At 56.2% G+C, this 18,672-nt stretch carries 16 protein-coding genes; 2 read left to right on the top strand and 14 right to left on the bottom strand.

What is annotated here, in order from left to right:
- Positions 1-118: 118 nt before the first annotated feature.
- The 4 genes from gsiB to BM205_RS09435 all read right to left on the bottom strand — a co-directional run bounded on the left by gsiB (position 119) and on the right by BM205_RS09435 (position 5,658).
- Positions 119-1,672 carry a glutathione ABC transporter substrate-binding protein GsiB gene (gene gsiB, locus BM205_RS09420; RefSeq protein WP_092414240.1) on the bottom strand — a complete coding sequence of 518 codons (1,554 nt, stop codon included), beginning with the start codon at positions 1,670-1,672 and terminating at the stop codon, positions 119-121.
- Between the two features lie 99 nt (positions 1,673-1,771).
- A complete protein-coding gene (locus BM205_RS09425) occupies positions 1,772-3,634 on the bottom strand; it encodes a dipeptide ABC transporter ATP-binding protein (protein ID WP_092414241.1) in 1,863 nt (620 codons plus the stop codon).
- A gap of 49 nt (positions 3,635-3,683) precedes the next feature.
- Positions 3,684-4,685 carry an isoaspartyl peptidase/L-asparaginase family protein gene (locus BM205_RS09430; protein ID WP_092414242.1) on the bottom strand — a complete coding sequence of 334 codons (1,002 nt, stop codon included), beginning with the start codon at positions 4,683-4,685 and terminating at the stop codon, positions 3,684-3,686.
- A 1-nt stretch (position 4,686) separates the two neighbouring features.
- Positions 4,687-5,658 (bottom strand): MurR/RpiR family transcriptional regulator, encoded by a 972-nt coding sequence (locus tag BM205_RS09435; protein ID WP_092414243.1) that lies wholly within the window; start codon positions 5,656-5,658, stop codon positions 4,687-4,689.
- A 301-nt stretch (positions 5,659-5,959) separates the two neighbouring features.
- Between BM205_RS09435 and BM205_RS09440 the strand changes: the two genes are divergently transcribed.
- Positions 5,960-6,463 carry a cupin domain-containing protein gene (locus tag BM205_RS09440; protein WP_092414244.1) on the top strand — a complete coding sequence of 168 codons (504 nt, stop codon included), beginning with the start codon at positions 5,960-5,962 and terminating at the stop codon, positions 6,461-6,463.
- A gap of 46 nt (positions 6,464-6,509) precedes the next feature.
- Here the strand turns inward: BM205_RS09440 and BM205_RS09445 are convergent, their stop codons facing one another.
- From BM205_RS09445 to BM205_RS09455, 3 genes are all read right to left on the bottom strand, one after another.
- A complete protein-coding gene (locus BM205_RS09445; protein ID WP_092414245.1) occupies positions 6,510-7,787 on the bottom strand; it encodes a dicarboxylate/amino acid:cation symporter in 1,278 nt (425 codons plus the stop codon).
- A 249-nt stretch (positions 7,788-8,036) separates the two neighbouring features.
- Positions 8,037-9,125 carry a WD40/YVTN/BNR-like repeat-containing protein gene (locus BM205_RS09450; RefSeq protein ID WP_092414246.1) on the bottom strand — a complete coding sequence of 363 codons (1,089 nt, stop codon included), beginning with the start codon at positions 9,123-9,125 and terminating at the stop codon, positions 8,037-8,039.
- 2 nt (positions 9,126-9,127) lie between these two features.
- Complete coding sequence (locus tag BM205_RS09455; protein ID WP_092414247.1) at positions 9,128-9,397, bottom strand: MoaD/ThiS family protein; 270 nt, start codon at positions 9,395-9,397, stop codon at positions 9,128-9,130.
- Between the two features lie 173 nt (positions 9,398-9,570).
- Here BM205_RS09455 and BM205_RS09460 point away from each other — a divergent pair, with 173 nt between their 5' ends.
- Complete coding sequence (locus tag BM205_RS09460) at positions 9,571-11,052, top strand: aminotransferase-like domain-containing protein (protein ID WP_092414248.1); 1,482 nt, start codon at positions 9,571-9,573, stop codon at positions 11,050-11,052.
- Position 11,053: 1 nt separating this feature from the next.
- Here the strand turns inward: BM205_RS09460 and BM205_RS09465 are convergent, their stop codons facing one another.
- The 7 genes from BM205_RS09465 to BM205_RS09500 all read right to left on the bottom strand — a co-directional run bounded on the left by BM205_RS09465 (position 11,054) and on the right by BM205_RS09500 (position 18,554).
- Positions 11,054-11,350 (bottom strand): helix-turn-helix domain-containing protein, encoded by a 297-nt coding sequence (locus BM205_RS09465; protein ID WP_092414249.1) that lies wholly within the window; start codon positions 11,348-11,350, stop codon positions 11,054-11,056.
- Positions 11,351-11,354: 4 nt separating this feature from the next.
- On the bottom strand, positions 11,355-13,676 hold the full coding sequence (locus BM205_RS09470) for an FdhF/YdeP family oxidoreductase (protein ID WP_092414250.1): 2,322 nt from the start codon (positions 13,674-13,676) through the stop codon (positions 11,355-11,357).
- Positions 13,677-13,840: 164 nt separating this feature from the next.
- A complete protein-coding gene (locus tag BM205_RS09475; protein WP_092414251.1) occupies positions 13,841-14,269 on the bottom strand; it encodes a CzcE family metal-binding protein in 429 nt (142 codons plus the stop codon).
- A 234-nt stretch (positions 14,270-14,503) separates the two neighbouring features.
- Positions 14,504-15,595, bottom strand: coding sequence for a redox-regulated ATPase YchF (ychF, locus tag BM205_RS09480; protein WP_092414252.1), 1,092 nt, complete (start codon positions 15,593-15,595; stop codon positions 14,504-14,506).
- A gap of 288 nt (positions 15,596-15,883) precedes the next feature.
- On the bottom strand, positions 15,884-17,056 hold the full coding sequence (locus BM205_RS09490; protein ID WP_092414254.1) for an acyltransferase family protein: 1,173 nt from the start codon (positions 17,054-17,056) through the stop codon (positions 15,884-15,886).
- A gap of 102 nt (positions 17,057-17,158) precedes the next feature.
- Positions 17,159-17,743, bottom strand: coding sequence for an aminoacyl-tRNA hydrolase (gene pth, locus BM205_RS09495; RefSeq protein ID WP_092414255.1), 585 nt, complete (start codon positions 17,741-17,743; stop codon positions 17,159-17,161).
- A 184-nt stretch (positions 17,744-17,927) separates the two neighbouring features.
- Positions 17,928-18,554, bottom strand: a complete 627-nt coding sequence (locus BM205_RS09500) for a 50S ribosomal protein L25/general stress protein Ctc (RefSeq protein WP_092414256.1) — start codon at positions 18,552-18,554, stop codon at positions 17,928-17,930.
- Positions 18,555-18,672: the final 118 nt, after the last annotated feature.

Raw genomic sequence — 18,672 nt, forward strand, 5'->3', positions numbered from 1 at the left:
CACCAGGTCTGTGCCTGGTTTGAGTAAATTCGTTATGGCGCGCATCGGATGGCCGGCTAATTCGCGTGCCATCCGGTGCCGCTTTCTTCTATTTTTTTTCCTGCTTTTTTCTACTTGATTACTTCAATTCGATTTCATCAAAATTGAACGAACCGTCAGGCATCACATAGACACCCTTCAAGTTCTTGCTACGTGCATACAACAGTTTTTCAGTCACCAGGAAGGCCCAAGGTGCATCTTTCCAGATTTCAGTTTGCGCATCTTTGTACAGCGCAGTCTTTTCCGTGCGGTCGGTGGTGGTCAGTGCCTTGGCGATGTCGGCATCGACCTTGTCGCTCTTGTAGTAAGCCGTGTTGAACAGCTTAGGCGGGAACGATTCCGACGCCAGTAAAGGACGCAGGCCCCAATCGGCTTCACCGGTCGAGGACGACCAGCCGGTGTAGTACATGCGTACCGGCGCGTTGGCGGCAACCGGTGCGCTCTCGACTTTCTCTACACGTTGGCCGGCTTCCAGCGCCATGACCTTGGCTTTGATGCCGACTTGCGCCAGTTGTTGCTGCACGAACTGGATGATCTTCTGCGCGGTAGTGTGGTTGTATGCAGACCACAATTCAGTTTCGAAGCCATTCGGGTACCCGGCTTCAGCCAGCAATTGCCTGGCCTTCTTCGGATCGTATGGCCAAGGTCCGGTTTTCAGCGCGTAGTCGACGCCTTGCGGCAGTACGCCATCCTGAGGCATGGCGTAGCCGGTGAAGGCTACCTTGACCAATGCTTCCTTGTTGATTGCATAGTTGATCGCTTGCCGTACCTTCGGATTGTCGAAAGGCTTTTGCAGCGTATTCATCGAGATGTAACGTTGCACGATCGACGGCGATGAAATCAGGTCCAGGTTTGGTTTCGACTTCAGCAACTCGGCTTGCTCGTACGGCAGCGGATAGGCGAATTGTGCTTCGCCGGTTTGCATGATGGCGCTGCGGGTATTGTTGTCGACCACCGGTTTCCAGGTGATGCTGTCGACCTTTGGATAACCCTTCTTCCAATAGCCGTCGAATTTGGTGACCTTCAGGTAATCGGTCTGCTTCCATTCCTCGAACTTGAACGGACCGGTACCGACTGGATGGAATGCAATATCTTTGTTGCCCCACTTCTTGAGCGCGGTCGGTGAAATCATCGCTGCGGAGGAGTGTGCCAGGGTATTGATGAAAGGCGAGAACGGTTCTTTCAAGGTGATCTTGACTTCGTAATCGTTGATGATGTCGACCTTGGAAATGCGGTTGAACAGATTGAAGCGCTTGAGCTTGTTGTCCGGATTGATGACGCGTTCCAGCACCATCTTCACAGCATCCGCCTTGAAGTCGGTGCCGTCCTGGAATTTGACGCCTTTGCGCAGGCGGATGGTGTAGACCAGGCCGTCCTTGCTGACTTCATAGCCTTCCGCCAGCACATTGACCAGTTTCAAATCCTTGTCGAAACCGAACAAGCCTTGATAGAAGGACTTGATGGCGGCCTGCGACAGTGTATCGTTGCTATCGTACGGGTCGAGCGTGGTAAAGGTCGAGGCTACTGCCAGCGTGACGTCTTTGGCGGCAAAAGCCTGGCCGACCGCAAACTGGGCGGTCAGTGCAACGGCGGTGGTAGCCAGTACCTTGCCGAAATATCGAGTAGTGCGCATGTGTTACTCCCCTGGTTCAAAGATCATTGAAGATAGACAAACAAACAAAGCAAAAAACGCTTTAGAAAAACGATTAAAACGAACACTTAAAACGAGTCCTTAAAACGCACCGGAAATCCGGTGAGTTGCAACAAAATGTCCCGGTCCCACCTGTTTCAGAGGTTCGACCACGGGCAGGTCGTCTATATTGCGGATCGGGCTCGGAATTTCTTCCGGCAGCATCTCGCGCTTGCGATGCCGCTGGTTCGGATCGGCAACCGGCACCGCCGCCATCAGCTTCTTGGTATACGGATGCTGGGGATTTTCAAAGATCGCGCGGCGCGGACCGATTTCAACGATCTGTCCCAGATACATCACCGCCACCCGATGGCTGATGCGTTCCACCACCGCCATATCGTGCGAGATGAAAATGAATGAAATCCCCAGCTCCTGCTGCAGGTCGAGCAGCAGGTTGACGATCTGCGCCTGGATCGACACATCCAGCGCCGATACCGATTCATCTGCGATCACGATCTTCGGATTCAACGCCAGTGCACGGGCGATGCAAATCCGCTGGCGCTGGCCGCCGGAGAATTCGTGCGGATAACGTTGCGCATGTTCCGGCAGCAGGCCGACCCGCTCCAGCAATTTCGCGACTTTCTCTTGCGCGCCTTCCGCCATGCCATGCACCAGCAGCGGTTCCATGATGGAATAACCGACCGTCAAGCGCGGATCCAGGGAAGCGAACGGATCCTGGAAAATGAACTGAATATCCCGCCGTAGCGAGCGCAACTCAGAACGTGGCAGTTTGGCCAGATCGCGGCCGCCGAATTCGACGCTGCCGCTGGTAATGTCGACCAGCCGCAGCAGCGAACGGCCAGTGGTGGATTTACCGCAGCCGGATTCGCCCACCAATGCGAGCGTTTCGCCCGGATACAGGTCGAAACTGATTTGTTCCACTGCATGCACGCGCTGCCTGACGCGGCTGAAGACGCCGCTCTTGACGTCGAAGCGAGTGGTCAGGTTGCGTACTTTCAGCAACGGTTGTTGCTGTGGGTCGGCGCCTGGAATGCTACGCACGATCTTGGCTTCCGCTTCCATCTCAGGAGTGATGATTGCGCCTGCAATGGCAATCCGTTCCGGCAGGTCAGTGCCATGCATCGCGCCCAAACGTGGCACCGCTGCCAGCAGAGCACGGGTGTAAGGGTGTTGCGGTGCCTCAAAGATTGCGTGCACGTTGTTTTCTTCGACCTTTTCACCGCGGCACATGACCACTACGCGATCGGCGATCTCTGCCACCACGCCCATATCGTGGGTGATGAAGATTACCGCCATCTGCATTTCATCTTGCAGCGCGCGAATCAGTTGCAGGATCTGCGCTTGTATCGTTACATCCAGCGCAGTGGTCGGTTCGTCGGCGATCAGCAGCGATGGCTTGCAAGACAGCGCCATGGCGATCATCACGCGCTGGCGCATGCCGCCGGAGAGTTGATGCGGATGGCGGTCGAGGATGCGTCTGGCTTCCGGGATACGTACAACTTCCAGCATGCGCAAGGCTTCGGCGCGTGCTGCCGCCATGTTCTTGCCCTGATGCAGGCGTATCGATTCGGCGATCTGCTCGCCGACCGTGAAGACCGGATTGAGCGAGGTCATCGGTTCCTGGAAAATCATGGCGATTTCCGAGCCGCGGATACGGCGCATGGTGCCTTGATCGGCGCTGGCCAGATCGATAACGCTACCATCGCGCCGCTGGAAATTCATGCTGGCGCCGGTGATCCGGCCGCCGCCGTAGTCGATCAGGCGCATGATCGATTGCGACGAAACCGATTTTCCCGAGCCGGATTCGCCGACGATGGCCAGCGTTTCACCCGCATCGATATGGAACGACAGATTGCGCACCGCTTCCACCTTGCGTTCGGAAGTGGTGAAGCCAACGCTCATTTGTTCCACCGTCAGTACCCGGCGGCCGATTTGCTTGTTCATAGGATCGCTTTCTGCATCTTACGTATCATTTGCATCATCATCTTTTGCATCATTTGTAGATTGCGGTCACCGGTGTTTCACCAACCTTGGCGAAGCCGCGATACATGCCTTCGGTATTAAACGGCAGCACCACGTTGCCCTGGGCATCGACGGCGATCAGGCCGCCGCGGCCTTTATAGCGCGGCAGCAGGTCCATCACCACCTGTTCGGCAGCTTCTTCCAGCGATTGGCCCGCATACTCCATGCGTGCCGAAATATCGTAAGCCGCTACCGTGCGCATGAATGCTTCGCCGGTACCGGTGGCGGAAACGGCGACGGTGCGGTTGTTGGCGTAGCAGCCGGCGCCGATCAAGGGCGAGTCACCGACCCGGCCCACGCGCTTATTGGTAATGCCGCCGGTCGAGGTGGCCGCCGCCAGGTTGCCGTGCATGTCGACAGCGACCGCACCGACCGTACCGAATTTGTCATCCGGATCGATGGGAGCGATTTCAGTTGTCTCATCGCTCGCCGCCTGGCTGGTGGCATCGTGATCCAGCAACAGCATGCCTTCCTTGTCGCGTGCCCGTAGCCATTGGGCGTGACGGGCTTCGGTATGAAAGTATTCCGGCTCGACCAGCTCTACGCCATGCTGGGCGACAAATGCTTCGGCGCCCGCGCCTGCCAGCAGGATATGTTCGCTATTTTCCATTACCGCACGCGCTGCCAGAATCGGATTGCGCACATGTTCGACCATGGCGATGGCGCCGGCGTCCAGTGTGGCGCCGTCCATGATCGCGGCATCCAGTTCGTGCGTGCCGGCATGGGTGTAGACCGCACCTTTGCCGGCATTGAACAGCGGGCAATCTTCCAGCATGCTCACTGCACAGGCGACGGCATCCAGCGCACTGCCGCCGTCCGCCAGGATTTTCTGGCCGGCGCTGAGGATCTCGTTCAGGGCGTCGTGGTAAGCCTGTTCCTGTGTGGTGTTCATGGCGCTGCGCAGGATGGTGCCGGCGCCGCCATGGATGGCGATGGTGGCGATATTGGCGGGCTTGGTCACTGGGGTATTCACGTTATTTCACTTTCGCTACGGGTTTGGTGGTTGCTGCGTGGTTGCCATTTTTCCCAGCCTTGTTAGCAGTAACTGGCTGGCGGTGTCCATCCGGGTGATGTAGCCACGGCAGTACGGCTTCAGTCATTTTCGATGCCGCATGCACTGAACGATTGGCGCGATGGGCGACCGCGTCGCACACTGCCTGGATCAAGGCCAGGGCGGCGGCGTCCGAAGTCGGCGACAACAGGCGTTCGGTTTGTGCGTACAGGGTTACATCTGCCAGCGGCACCAGCGGCGATGTCGGGCCGTCAGTAAATGCCAGCAGTTGCGCCGAGCGTTCCTTGGCGCGGCCTGCCAGCGTCACGGTATCGGTGACATAGCGCGGGAAAGCCAGTGCAATCACCAGGTCGCGCTGATCGAGTTTAAAGAATTGGCGGCTGGCTTGTGACGGCCCGCCGGGCCCGGCCACGGTCAGCACCGTGCGGCAATAGGGTTCCAGGGCGTGCGCCATGAGGCCGGCCAGAAAACCGCTGGCGCCGAAGCCCAGTATGAATATCCTGTCCGCGTTGAGAATCATGCTTACTGCCTGGTCGCAATGCGCCGGCGACAATGCGCGTTGTGTGGCCTCCAGGTTTTGCCTGTCCGCTATCAGCGCTGCTGCCATGATTTCCGCGCTGGTGGCAGGGCGCTGCACTTGATCGCGCAGTTTTTCGACCGGCGCCAGCGAGGATGCGAAATCCAACACCAACGCCGCCCGGAATGCCGGATAACCGTCGAATCCCAGTGCATGCGCGAAGCGGTTTGCGGTCGCCAGCGAAACGCCGACTGCATCAGCCAGTTCATCGATGGTCATGGTGGCGGTGTGGAATACATTCGCCAGCACGTAATCGGCTGCCTTGCGGTGCGCTTTCGATAGCTCCGGATAGGCTTTGCCTATGCGTGCTGCGACTGCACTTTCGCGTTGCCATGCTGTGATTGCGGAATGTTGCACCGTCTGCCCCTTGGATTGATTTTTATAATTTGTGTAAATATATTTTCATTTTTGTTTCAAGTAAAGGAAATTTATTTTCTTTTTGTGAGATGTGTAGTTTGTGTCATCGCATGTGTGCGGAAGTGGTGCGCGGGTGGCGAGTGAGTAGCGTGGAAATGCGGCTTTGCACCATTTTTGCGTGTGGTTGTCCGCAACGGTGCATGTGTATTTCCGCTGGGAATTACAGGAAAATGTGCTTACGTGTATTCTGCTGTTCAGGTCTGGGATTCAGTCCTTGGAGCCGTCAATTTTCGGAGAAAAAATGAATGAAAACGCAGAGAGCCTGAGCCGTCGTTTGATTCGCAACTTCAACACCGCGCCGACCACGCATGACGTGCGCGAGCCTTTATACGATTCAGTCGGCGCGCGCCTGGCGCCGGGGACCGTGGCACAGAAGCTGGGCGCCAGCATAGATACTGTTGCGCCCGGCAAGATGTCGTGCCCATACCACTTTCACTACGCGCAGGAGGAGATGTTTATTATCCTGGAAGGGAGTGGCACGTTGCGGGTGGCGGGCGAAATGCTGCCGCTGCGCAGCGGCGACGTCGTCTTTATTCCGCCTGGTCCGGAATATCCGCACCAGATAGTGAATACCTCGGATCAGCCGCTGAAGTATCTCTCGGTCAGCACCAGGGAACAGCCGGAGGTGTGCGAATATCCTGACTCAGGGAAGTTTCTGGCGATGGCGTCTGCCGGCGGCGAACGGGTTTTCGATGTAGTGCAGCGCAGGTCGAACGACCTGGATTATTGGGATGGCGAACCGTGATGCCGTTACTGTGCTGCGTCAATAACGCAGCACGGTAACGCGTGGATCAGGCAGCCGCGTTGCTGTTTTGGTCCAGCCCGACGTCGCTGTTGGCGGCGTTATAAATGTCCAGATCCAGCAAACCTTCTTCCTTGGCCACCAGCACCGGCACCAGCATTTGTCCGGTGACATTGGTCATGGTGCGCATCATGTCGAGAATGCGGTCGATGGCGACCAGGTAGCCGATGCCTTCCAGCGGCAGGCCGGCCGAACTGAGCACCAGCGTCACCATCACGATTGCGGTACCGGGCACGCCGGCGGTGCCGAACGAGCCGAGCACCGAGGCCAGCATGATGATGAAGTACTGCGAAAAATCCAGCTGCAGGCCAAAATACTGGGCCACGAAAATCGAAGCAATCGCAGGATAGATAGCACCGCAGCCGTCCATCTTGATGCTGGCGCCGAGCGGTACGGCAAACGCCGCATATTCCTGTTTCACGCCGAGATTATGTACCACGCTGCGCAAGGCGATAGGCATCGAGGCAAAACTCGATGAGCTGGTGAATGCCACTTGCATCGCGGGAAAGGCGCCGCGGAAGAACCGGATTGGATTGAGGCGATGGCTCAGCAGCAGGCCACCGTACACCACTACGATGTGCAGCGCGCACGCTAAGTACAGGGTAAACACGAAATTCCCCAGCGGCAGCAGGCGCTCGAAACCGTAAGAACCAACCAGTGCAGCGATCAGGCCAAAGGTGCCGAGCGGGGTTATTTCCAGCACAAAGCGGGTGATCTGGATCATGGCGCTGCTGGCTTCACCCATCAGTTCACGCACCTGTTTCACCTTGTCGCCCAGCTTCACCAGCGCCATACCGAGCAGGCCGGCGAAGAAAATCACTTGCAGGATCTTGCCTTCAGACAGCGCCTTGAACGGATTCGACGGCACCACGTCCAGCAACACCTGGATCGGGGTTGGCACTGCGCGCACGGTGTAATTGGCAGCAATCGTAAGCTGGCCCAGGTTATGGCCCGGATTGGTGAAATTCGCGACCAGCAAGCCAACGCCAACCGCCAGCACCGCTGTAATGGCGAACCACAAGAAGGTCTTGCCACCCAATGCGGCAACGCTTTTCATGCCGTGCAAACTGGAAATGCTGTTGGTGACTGCAAAGAAAACCAGCGGCACGGCGATCATCTTGATCAGCGTGACGTACAGCGTGCCGAGCGGGCCGAACCAGGTTTCGGCGGGAGCGCCTACCAGCCAGCCGGCCAGCGCTCCGAGCACGAAGCCGCCCAGCACACGTTGCCAAAAGGGGATGCGGAACCAGAAAGAGAAAATGTTCATAGGGTAATCAGGGAATGAGTATGTGTCTTGCCGCAAAGCGGGTGGCAAGAGCGTGGTACGCCCGGGACAGGCGCGTAAACCGGACGACCCGAGAGTATCGGGGCTGGCTGCACCTGCGTCCAATATTTTTTTGCTCTATCGATATGGTTTATTGCTATATTGATATCGATGCTGGGCAAATCGTAAATAAGAAAGAAGTAGGGGCACATCGTTCCCACGCGTTACCGCGATAAGAAGTAACAGGCCTGATTAGCCGAAGCACACCGAATAAACCGGCGGCATGTTGCTGGAAATGGTTTGCCAGCTGTCGCCGCCGTTTTCCGACAGCCACACACTGCCGGTAGTCGAAGCCATCAACAGGGTGCGGCCATCATCCGTCACCGCAAGGCCATGGCGATAGATCAGGTCGTAGCAGTGCCGCTGAGGCAGACCGTTGCGCAAGGAGGTGAAGGACTTTCCACCGTCGGTGGTACGTGTGACCACCAGCGCTGCATCTGAGGGGATGCGTGTCTGGTCAGCCTGTGCGGGTACAAACCAGGCAGTATTGCCATCGCCCGGATGCACGGCTACGGCGAAACCGAAGTTTGACAATGGTGCCGGGTTGACCTCTTGCCAGTCCGCGCCAAAGTTGCTGGAGCGCCAGATGCCATTGTGGTGCTGGCACCAAAGCTGATCGGGGGTATCCCTGGCGCCGGTAATTCGATGCGGGTCTTGGATATTTTGATCGTCGACGCGCTCCGGCGGCATGTAGTTGGCGTTCATGCCTTTTGCGCTCAAACGCCAGCTGTCGCCGCCGTCATGCGTAACCCAGGCGCCACCGCAGGAAATGCCGACCAGGACATGGCGGCTGTCGCGCGGGTCAACGCAAATGCTGTGAATCCCCGGAACGTCGTAGCCGCCGCCGAACCATTCCAGGCGCTCGGGCGCATCCCACAAGGCGCGCACAAGCGTCCACGATTCGCCGCGGTCGATGGAGCGGAACAAGCCGCCTGGCAAGGTGCCGGCCCAGATGACGCCAGGCTGGTCGGCGCCCCCGCATGCGAGCGACCAGATGAATTTCACGCTCCAGTCGACTGGGTCGATTGAGTCTTCTGGTTTGACGGGATAAGCCGGTGCGGCAATTTCAGTCCACTGCTCTGTCGCAGCATCCTTGCGATGCAGCTTCACACCGAAATGGCCAAGATTCAACGCGGCGTAGACTGCGCCGTCGCGTGGGTCCTGCAGCACCATGGAAACCGGCTCGCCGAGAAAGGCAATCGGGCCCAGGGCCCAACCGCTATCTTGTTTTTGCAGCGAAAACAATCCTTTACGGCTTGCGATCCAGGCGCGTTCAGTCATGGTCAACCTCCGGAGAGAGCTTGCAGAACGTGCACCTTGCTGTGCGCCGTCAGCGGCGCGCTCAGATGCACGTGGTCACGTACGTTATGGCCGTCGATGAAAATCGCGACATTCGGCCGCAGGCAGCCTTGTTCATCGAGCAGATAAGCGCGTAAGCGCGGGTTGGATGCGAATGCTGTTTCCAGGCCGGCACGCAAGGTGAGGGCGTCGGTGTGGATTTCCGGCGCTGAGATAAAACGGGCAAGTTGCGGAGTAAAAATGAGTGTCGCCATAAATAGTCACCATCAATCACCATCAGTCGCCAGAAATGTTTGCGCATACTGTAATTACTATAGATCGAACCTGTATTTTTGCGATGCACGGGTGATAACTGCCGCTGATGAGCAAGGCAACGGTTCGATTTTCACTATAATGAGCCCATCCTTGCCCTCTGTCACTTCCCGGTTTGAAAACAACGCGCCAGCCTCTTTATCAACGTTTTGCCGAGCAGATCAGGGCTTCGCTGCAGAATGGCGTGCTGCGTCCCGGCGATCGCCTGAGCTCGGTGCGGCAGGCCAGTCGACAACACGGCTTGAGCGTAACGACCGTGGTGCGCGCCTACGAGCTGCTGGAAAGCGGCGGCTTGATCGAAAGTCATCCGCAGTCGGGTTATTTTGTGCGAGCCCGGTTTGCGGCGGAATCGGCATCAGCTTTGACACTTGATCCCGCGTTTCCCGCAGTTAATGTCTCCCCCGCCGAACCTGACCGATCGCAACCGCTACCAGTATCAGCCGAGGTAGACGTCAGCCGCCATGTATTGGCGACCCTCAAATCGATTCATCAGAACGATGCTATCCCGCTCGGCTCGCCGTATCCCGATCCGACCTTGTTCCCGGCCCGGCGCATCAGCCAATACAACGGCGCCATCCTGCGCAGCGGCGGTCCGCTGGGCGTGCTGGACGATTTGCCGCCCGGTCATCCGGACCTGATCCGGCAGATCGTCAGGCGCCATCTGGAAACCGGCCTCAGCGTCGATCCCGGCGATGTGGTGATCACGGTGGGTGCTACCGAGGCCATCAACCTGTGTTTGCAGGCGGTGGCGAAAGCGGGCGACACGATCGCGGTAGAGTCGCCGACCTTTTATGCGATGCTGCATGCGATTGAGCGGCTCGGCATGCGCGCCATCGAAATCCCAACCGATCCGAGATTGGGAATGGATATCGCGGCGCTGAAAAAAATCATGCAGAGCCAGCCGATTGCGGCCTGCATGGTGATGCCGAATTTCCAGAATCCGCTGGGTTTTGAAATGCCGGAAGAAAACAAGCGGCAACTGGTTGAGCTGGGTTCACGCTACAACATGCCGATTATCGAAAACGGCGTCTGCAACGAGCTGTATTTCGGCACAGCTCATCCGAGCGTGTTGAAGGCTTACGACAAGCGCGGCATCGTGCTGTATTGCTCATCGTTTTCCAAGAGCCTGACTTCCGCTTACCGCATTGGCTGGACCTTGCCGGGGCGTTATCGGGAGCAGGTGGAAAAGTTGAAATTCCTCAATACGCTCAGCACTTCGACTTTGCCGCAACGGGCCATAGCCGCTTACCTGACGGCAGGCGGCTATGACCGCCATCTGCGCCGGGTGCGACGCACCTTGCAACAGCGCTGCGACATCATGAGCGCTTTCGTCGGGCGCTTTTTCCCTGCGGGTACGCGCATCACGCGGCCTACCGGAGGATATGTGTTGTGGATAGAATTGCCGGCGGTGATCGATTCCATGGCCTTGTATCGGCAAGCGCTGGCGGAAGGCATAACGATTGCACCGGGCCGCTTGTTTTCAACTTCGGACGCCTATCGCAGTTTTATCCGCATGAATTACAGCTACAGCTGGACGCCGCAGATCGAACAGGCCATACGGCGCCTGGGCGAAATGCTGGCTGCCATACTGGAATAGATCACGCCATCTCTGTGGCCTGGCTCTCATCCAGGGCATCGAAAATCGCCATTCCGAATGCGGTAAGGATAGCGCGGCCGGTGCCGTCTTCGTTGAGAACGACGCTGACAATTTCAGCGTCTTCCAAGGCACTAAGATTACGCCGCAGAGTGCTCATGCGCTGCTCGACCCGCTTGCTGAGTTTTGCCAGAGACATTCCTGGTTCGGCGTAGTGACCGCGCGCGTCGTTAGCATCGGCATGCAGTGCGGACAAGATCGCCAGCACTGCGTCGTCAATCTGATCGTCCCAGTTCATCATCGAATTACGCCGCAAGCTGCATGGAGCGCCGCATCAGTACCGGGATCGATTTCGATGTCGGCGTGCGCGCCTGGTCGGCGAAGCTATTGAGCGGTACCAGCGGATTGGTTTCCGGGTAATAGCCGCTGATGCAGCCGCGCGGAATATCGTATTCAACCAATAGAAAACGGTCGGCACGGCGCTCGATGCCGTCGTCCCAGACACCGATCAGATCGACCCGGTCACCGGGTGCGAAACCCAGCATCTGGATATCGAGCAGGTTGGCAAATACCACGCGCCGTTGCCCGAATACGCCGCGATAACGGTCGTCCAGTCCATAGATGGTGGTGTTGTACTGATCATGCGAACGGGTGGTCATCAATACCATCAGTTCCGGGCCGTATTTGCGGCGCGCCTGGTGAATCGGCGTGTCTTTGGGAATCGCATGCACGATGAACTGAGCCCGTCCGCTGGCGGTTTTCCAGACCCGTTCGCGCGACGCCACGCCAAGGTGGAAGCCGCCCGGCTGCTTGATGCGCAGGTTGTAATCCTTGAAGGCGTCGTACACTTTTTCAATGTCGTCGCGGATCAGCGCGTAGTCTTTGACGTAGTCGAGCCAGCGCGTGCGGCTTTGTTTCAGCGTGGCGTGCGCCAGGCGCGCAACAATGTCGATTTCCGACAAACAGGTTTTTGCGACGGGTTTGTTGATGCCGTAAGAAATGTGCACCATGCTCATTGAGTCTTCCACGGTCACGCCTTGCGGGCCGCTTTCCTGCCGGTCGATTTCGGTGCGGCCCATGGTCGGCAGGATCAGGGCGTCCTTGCCGTGGATCAGATGGCTGCGATTCAGTTTGGTGGTGATGTGCACGGTCAGTGCGCAAGACTGCAATGCCTGCCATGTGCGCGGCGTATCGGGTGTCGCCATGGCGAAGTTGCCGCCGAGTCCGATGAATACCTTGACCTGTCCTTGCAGCATCGCTTCAATCGTGCCGACCACGTCGAGACCATGCTCACGCGGCGGCTTGAAGCCGTAAACCTGTTCGATGCGGTCGAGGAAAGCGGCGGTCGGTTTTTCGTCGATGCCGACGGTGCGGTCGCCTTGCACGTTGGAATGGCCGCGCACCGGACACAAGCCGGCGCCGGGGCGGCCGATATTGCCGCGCAATAGCATCAGGTTGGAAACCATCTGGATCGTCGCGACGCCATGCTTGTGCTGTGTCAGGCCCATGCCCCAGGTAGCGATGACGTTTTTGCCGCGCACGTACACTTGCGTCAATCGTTCGATATCGTCCCGGCTGACACCCGATTCGGTGACGATGTCGTCCCAGCTTTCGGCGCGGATATCGGCGGCAAACTCTTCGAAGTAGGCCGTGTGTTCTGCAATAAACTGGACGTCGATCACCCGTTCGCTCTGGTCTTGCAGCGCCAGGTCGTCCAGTTCCAGCACCCGCTTGATGACGCCCTTGACCAGCGCCAGGTCGCCGCAGAGGGTAGGGCGGATAAACATGTTGCTGATGCTGGTGCCGGAGCGCGACAGCATGTCAGACGGATGTTGCGGGCTGGAGAAGCGCTCCAGTCCGCGCTCGCGCAAGGGATTGATGGAGACGATGGTGGCGCCGCGCTTGGCGCATTCGCGCAGCTCGCCCATCATGCGCGGGTGATTGGTGGCGGGATTCTGGCCGAAGATCAGGAAGGTATCGGCCAGGTCGAAATCGTCCAGCGTTACCGTACCTTTGCCGACGCCGACGGTTTCCGGCAAGCCGACGCTGGTCGGCTCGTGGCACATGTTGGAGCAATCGGGAAAGTTGTTGGTGCCGTATTCGCGCACGAACAACTGGTACAGAAATGCAGCCTCATTGCTAGTGCGGCCGGACGTGTAGAACGATGCCTGGTTCGGATCGTCCAGCGTGCTCAGGTGATCGCTCATCAGGCTGAACGCGTCTTGCCAGGAGATCGGCTGGTATTTGTCGCTGGCGGCGTCGTACACCATTGGTTCGGTCAGGCGGCCGTGCTCTTCCAGTTCGTAGTCCGATTGCTGCAGCAATGCACTGACGCTGTTTTGCGCAAAAAAATCTGCCGTGACGCGCTTGGAGGTAGCTTCCGCCGCCACCGCCTTGACGCCGTTTTCGCAAAACTCAAAGGTCGATGCATGATCGCGATCCGGCCAGGCGCAGCCCGGACAGTCGAAGCCGTCTGGCTGGTTCTGCGCCAGCAGGGTACGCACACCACCGCCCGGCACTCTCTCTTTAAGCAAGTGCAAAGCTACATATTTCAAGGCGCCCCAGCCGCCGGCAGGGTGGTTATATTGCTGGATTTTCTGGTCGCTCAATTTTGTTCCCCGGAGCATCTTGCGCAAATCGCGCAGAGTCCGTGGGAGTGTAATTGGCGCCCGTTGATAGCAGCATGTACAGTCAATACGATGATTTTAGGGCACAGTTACAATTTTCGATGTAACTGTGCTTGTTATTGGTGCGTTGTCAGGATGAGTTGCCGATTGTTGTGCCGGTTTGGCTATTTATGACCGCCGCCGCCATGGCCACCACTACCGCTGGTAAAGTCACCACCGTGACCGCCGCCATGATCTCCATGTCCGCCACCATGGCGACCGCCATCGCCGCCGCCGGCATAAAGTGGATTGGCGGCGACATAAGCTATGACACTATGGTCAAGCATGCCCGGTGGTGCGGTCTGACTTAAATCGAATTTATCAAGATAATCGGCGCCGTCGAAATTCCAGGCGAATGAATTATCGCCCACGACGAATTTAACGATTTCGCCGCCGGTAACGTTTACGTAGGTTGTATCCGGAGTGATAACGATGGTGCGCGTGGCGGCGGTTACTACCGCCGGATCACCCATAAGATCGATTCTGGGCGGTAACGAGCATGCGGCGCATAGCGCAGTTGCAGCCATTGTCTGGATAAGCAATTTGGCGTTCATGGCTCCTCCTGAAACAGATGTGGCGAGAGGGCAACATGTGGATGTCGCGAGCCACGTCTCGTTAGAGTGCGTCGTGCCTGGCTTTGTTCATCGATGTTTGATACAGAAAAGCCCGGCGCTCATTCCCGATTTGGAGGGGAGAGGGCCGGGCTTTACATTTTTGAATCGGGCTGCTGCCTGGTCGGCATGTACCAAATCCTATGAGGGCAGCTGATCTGCCCGTCGTAGAAGATATTAAACGTTAAACAGGAAATTCAAGACGTCACCATCCTTGACCACGTATTCCTTGCCTTCAGCGCGCATCTTGCCGGCTTCCTTGGCGCCTTGTTCACCCTTGTGGCTGATGAAATCGTCATAGGCAATGGTTTGCGCACGGATAAAGCCGCGTTCGAAATCGGTGTGGATCACGCCTGCAGCCTGTGGGCCGGTATCTCCGACATGGATAGTCCATGCCCGTACTTCCTTGACGCCGGCGGTGAAGTAGGTTTGCAGGCCGAGCAGTTTGAAGGCGGCACGGATCAAACGATCCAGGCCAGGTTCTTCCATGCCCATGTCGGCCAGGAATTCGTGTTTGTCAGCTTCGTCCAGATCGGCTATTTCCGATTCGATGGCGGCGCAGATGGCGACGATAGGAGCATTTTGCGAAGCCGCGTAAGCGGTCAGCTGATCTAGCAGGGGATTGTTGGTGAAGCCGTGGTCGGAGACGTTGGCGACATACATGGCCGGCTTGGCGGTGATCAGGCACAGCGGTTTGATCAGGGCCATTTCTTCGGCGTCGAGGCCACAGGCGCGCACCGGCTTGGCTTGATCCAGTTCCGGCATCAGGCGTTCCAGCAGGGCGACCAGCTTGGCGGCATCCTTGTCGCCGGAGCGGGCTTTCTTGCTTTCGCGATGGATGGCTTTTTCAACCGTGCCCATGTCGGCCAGCGCCAGCTCGGTCTGGATCACGTCGATATCATCCAGCGGATTGATTTTGCCGGCGACGTGGATCACGTTGTCGTCTTCAAAGCAGCGTACGACGTTGACGATGGCGTCGGTTTCGCGGATATGCGCGAGGAACTGGTTGCCCAGGCCTTCACCTTTGGAGGCGCCAGCCACCAGGCCGGCGATATCGACAAATTCCACGGTCGCCGGCAGGATGCGTTCCGGCTTGACGATCTCGGCCAGCGCCTTCAGGCGAGGATCGGGCACTTCTACCATGCCGACGTTCGGCTCGATGGTGCAGAAAGGATAGTTTTCTGCCGGAATGCCTGCTTTAGTCAGCGCATTGAAGAGGGTAGATTTGCCGACGTTGGGGAGGCCGACGATGCCGCATTTGAGACTCATGGAAAAACTTTCTAAATCAATAGGTTACAGGTGGCGACAGGCGTTGCGGCTCAAGATTTATCTGGTCCGCAATGACAGGACCCGTAATTGTCAGACACGCAACAAAACCAGCAAAATCGAGAGTGTTTTCACAAATTTTGCGCGGATTCTGTTCAAAAAAGATGACTATTGTAACTCTGTCGGAAGGCCTTCTACAAAGGCTGCAGCCTAAAAACGATCTATATCTCCGGGATCGCATTTTGCGCGGCTTTTGCGCACGACCAGGATGGCGATCACGAACCTCTTACGTTATGAATCAATACGCTCGACCGACGAATACTTTACAGTCGGAGAAGTATCCTTCTGCACCAGAGAGTTGTCAGATGGATTTCGCATGGAAAGCAGATGAGCAGGTAGCCTGTTTATAAGTTTGAGTGCAGATTTCTCCACTCGACGGAAAATAACCGCTGCGGTAATGCTAGCTGCAATTGAAATCAAAATGATTAAGAAGATATGGGGCGTGTCGAGAGTTCCGAGTTCGGAAAATTTAATCGTTAAATAAGACGTGAGCGAAATAATCACACTGAAGTGGACCAAATATAAAGGGAATGAAATTTCACCTAGAAACTGGGAAAGTTTCGACGAGAAAAAACCAATGGCCCAGTCAGATGTGTAAAAACAGAACACGAGAGCCGTCGAAGTCACGACGTTTATATTTATGTATTGCCAGAAATGTGGCTGTCTTTTGGAAAGTGTGTAGATAATTGCAATGGTTATCAATAACGCTATAGCGGCAAAACGCCATATTCCAGATGCTCGCAGCCGGTTGAAGACGCCATTTGCCCGGTATTGCGCAAACAGTACTCCGATAAAGAAAAGACAATAAAATGATTGGGCAATGACTAGAAAAATAATCATTGCATACAATATCTTAATCGGGTTTTTGAGCCGGGTAGAAAGATATAAGTATAGGAAGACTAGCAGTGAGCCCACTAACTCAATAGACATCGTCCAAAGAAACGGATTGTACGAAACAATTTTTGAATGTCCGTCATAGACTAAATAAAACGAATAGCGCAGTAAGGAAATCAAACTTGGCTCAAAAGGTATGAACGAACCAAGCCAATCTTCACGATGGACAATTTTCGCTGCGGCAACATTGTGGTTAGCCCCGGCCAGCATCAAGACATACACGATTGCACAGGAAAGCAAAATCGGGACAGTCAGACGAAAATACCGTTTAATCAACAGTGAGTCCAAGAGCGTAAGATCCGCCTTTTTAGAGAAACCAGACGAAAGTGCATCTCCGGAAAGAATAAAGAAAACGGTTACAGCTAAGCCGCCATTGGATAAAAAATAAATGAAATCGCTGCGAAACATCGGCACTAAATTACCAAATGTCTCATTCGCCAGATGGAAAAATAACACGACAAGTGCGGCCCACCCTCGGATACCGTCAATTTCGTGCAGTCGGTTTTTCATTAGGACATTATCCTGTGCGGCAAATAGCCATTAGTTGTCTGGCATTAATTTCTAGCTTTATTAATCCTGACGTCTGCAATCGTATTGACGGTTTTAGCGGCCTTATTTAGCGGTATGCAACTGCATGGTTGCAGCCTCGAATTTGCCTTCGCAAAGCTGGGGAATGATTTTCAGGCTGTCGCTGATGGCATCTTCGATCAACACTTGTTCATCCTTGCGCGGGCGATGCAGTACAAAATCGGCAACCACCTGCTGCAAGTTCAAGCTGCGTGGATGACCGATACCCAGCCGCAGGCGCCAGTAATCCTGGGTGCCAAGGGCAGCTGTGATGTCTTTTAAGCCATTATGTCCGCCCGACGAGCCGCCCTTTTTCAATTTGGCGCTGCCCGGCGGCAGATCCAGCTCGTCATGCACCACCAGGATTTCTTCCGCCGAGATCTTGTAGAAACGCGCCAGACCACCGACCGATTGACCGGAGCGGTTCATGTAAGTCTGCGGTTCCAGCAGCCAGACTTCCTGGCCGGTGATGCTGGCCTTGGCGACGAAGGCGTTGAAGCGTGCTTCCCTGGCCAGTCTGCAGCCGAGATCGTTGGCCAGATTGTCGACCAGCCAGAAGCCGGCGTTGTGACGGGTTTGCTCGTATTCCGGGCCGGGATTACCGAGGCCGACGATGAGACGAATGGACATAGGTTTGCTTTGTACTTTTTTGGACTTTGCCGATTTTGACTTTGCCGATTATCGCGGATATTGCGCAACAGCGTCCAATTCTGATCCGGCGATTTATCTTAAACAGCTTTGCAACAATAAAAAACCCGCCACGAAGGCGGGTTTTTCGACCAGAAAACCGCTCTGGTAAATACGGCGATTGCTATTACTTCTTGTCGGCAGCAGGAGCATCAGCAGCTGGTGCAGCTGCAGCGGCTGGCGCTTCAGCTTCAACCTTGCCGGCTGGGATCGATGCAGTAGCGATAGTCAGGTTTTCTTGCGAAACCGCTGACACGCCCTTAGGTAACTTCAGATCAGCCAGGTGGATCGAGTGACCGACTTCGATGTTGGTCAGGTCGACTTCGATGAATTCTGGCAGGTCGGCTGGCAAGCAAGCGATGTCCAGGTCAGCGGTAACGTGGCTGATGATGGCGCCAGACAATTTCACTGCAGGAGCTACGTCTGCATTGACGAAATGCAGAGGCACTTTAACGTGAATTGCTTGTTTTGCATCAACGCGCTGGAAGTCAGCGTGCAATACCAGTTGTTTGTATGCGTGGACTTGGAAGTCGCGCAGCAGAACTTTCTGTACCGCGCCGTCGATTTCGAGATCGAGGATCGAGGAGTGGAAAGTTTCTTTTTTCAGCGCGTGGTACAGCGCATTGTGGTCCAGCGAGATATTCACCGGCGCGTCGGAACCACCATAAACGATACCTGGGGTTTGGCCAGCATTGCGCAGGCGGCGGCTCGCTCCGGTCCCCTGCTCTTTGCGTACAAATGCGATTACTTTCATTTTGAAGCTCCATTGTGTGCCGGACTATTTAATGTCCGGCGGTAAAAATTCCCCGCGACCAGGGAATTCGAAAAATTGCGGGAAAGAGTTTAAGAGACGCCGAAGGGCGGCGAATTAC

This window comes from Collimonas sp. OK307 (assembly GCF_900113705.1).
Classification (GTDB): domain Bacteria; phylum Pseudomonadota; class Gammaproteobacteria; order Burkholderiales; family Burkholderiaceae_D; genus Collimonas.

Coding starts and splice junctions, on each gene's coding strand:
- gsiB (WP_092414240.1), bottom strand. CDS start 1,672: ATGCGCACTACTCGATATTTCGGCAAGGTACTGGCTACCACCGCCGTT.
- BM205_RS09425 (WP_092414241.1), bottom strand. CDS start 3,634: ATGAACAAGCAAATCGGCCGCCGGGTACTGACGGTGGAACAAATGAGC.
- BM205_RS09440 (WP_092414244.1), top strand. CDS start 5,960: ATGAATGAAAACGCAGAGAGCCTGAGCCGTCGTTTGATTCGCAACTTC.
- BM205_RS09445 (WP_092414245.1), bottom strand. CDS start 7,787: ATGAACATTTTCTCTTTCTGGTTCCGCATCCCCTTTTGGCAACGTGTG.
- BM205_RS09450 (WP_092414246.1), bottom strand. CDS start 9,125: ATGACTGAACGCGCCTGGATCGCAAGCCGTAAAGGATTGTTTTCGCTG.
- BM205_RS09455 (WP_092414247.1), bottom strand. CDS start 9,397: ATGGCGACACTCATTTTTACTCCGCAACTTGCCCGTTTTATCTCAGCG.
- BM205_RS09465 (WP_092414249.1), bottom strand. CDS start 11,350: ATGATGAACTGGGACGATCAGATTGACGACGCAGTGCTGGCGATCTTG.
- BM205_RS09470 (WP_092414250.1), bottom strand. CDS start 13,676: ATGCTCCGGGGAACAAAATTGAGCGACCAGAAAATCCAGCAATATAAC.
- BM205_RS09475 (WP_092414251.1), bottom strand. CDS start 14,269: ATGAACGCCAAATTGCTTATCCAGACAATGGCTGCAACTGCGCTATGC.
- ychF (WP_092414252.1), bottom strand. CDS start 15,595: ATGAGTCTCAAATGCGGCATCGTCGGCCTCCCCAACGTCGGCAAATCT.
- BM205_RS09490 (WP_092414254.1), bottom strand. CDS start 17,056: ATGAAAAACCGACTGCACGAAATTGACGGTATCCGAGGGTGGGCCGCA.
- pth (WP_092414255.1), bottom strand. CDS start 17,743: ATGTCCATTCGTCTCATCGTCGGCCTCGGTAATCCCGGCCCGGAATAC.
- BM205_RS09500 (WP_092414256.1), bottom strand. CDS start 18,554: ATGAAAGTAATCGCATTTGTACGCAAAGAGCAGGGGACCGGAGCGAGC.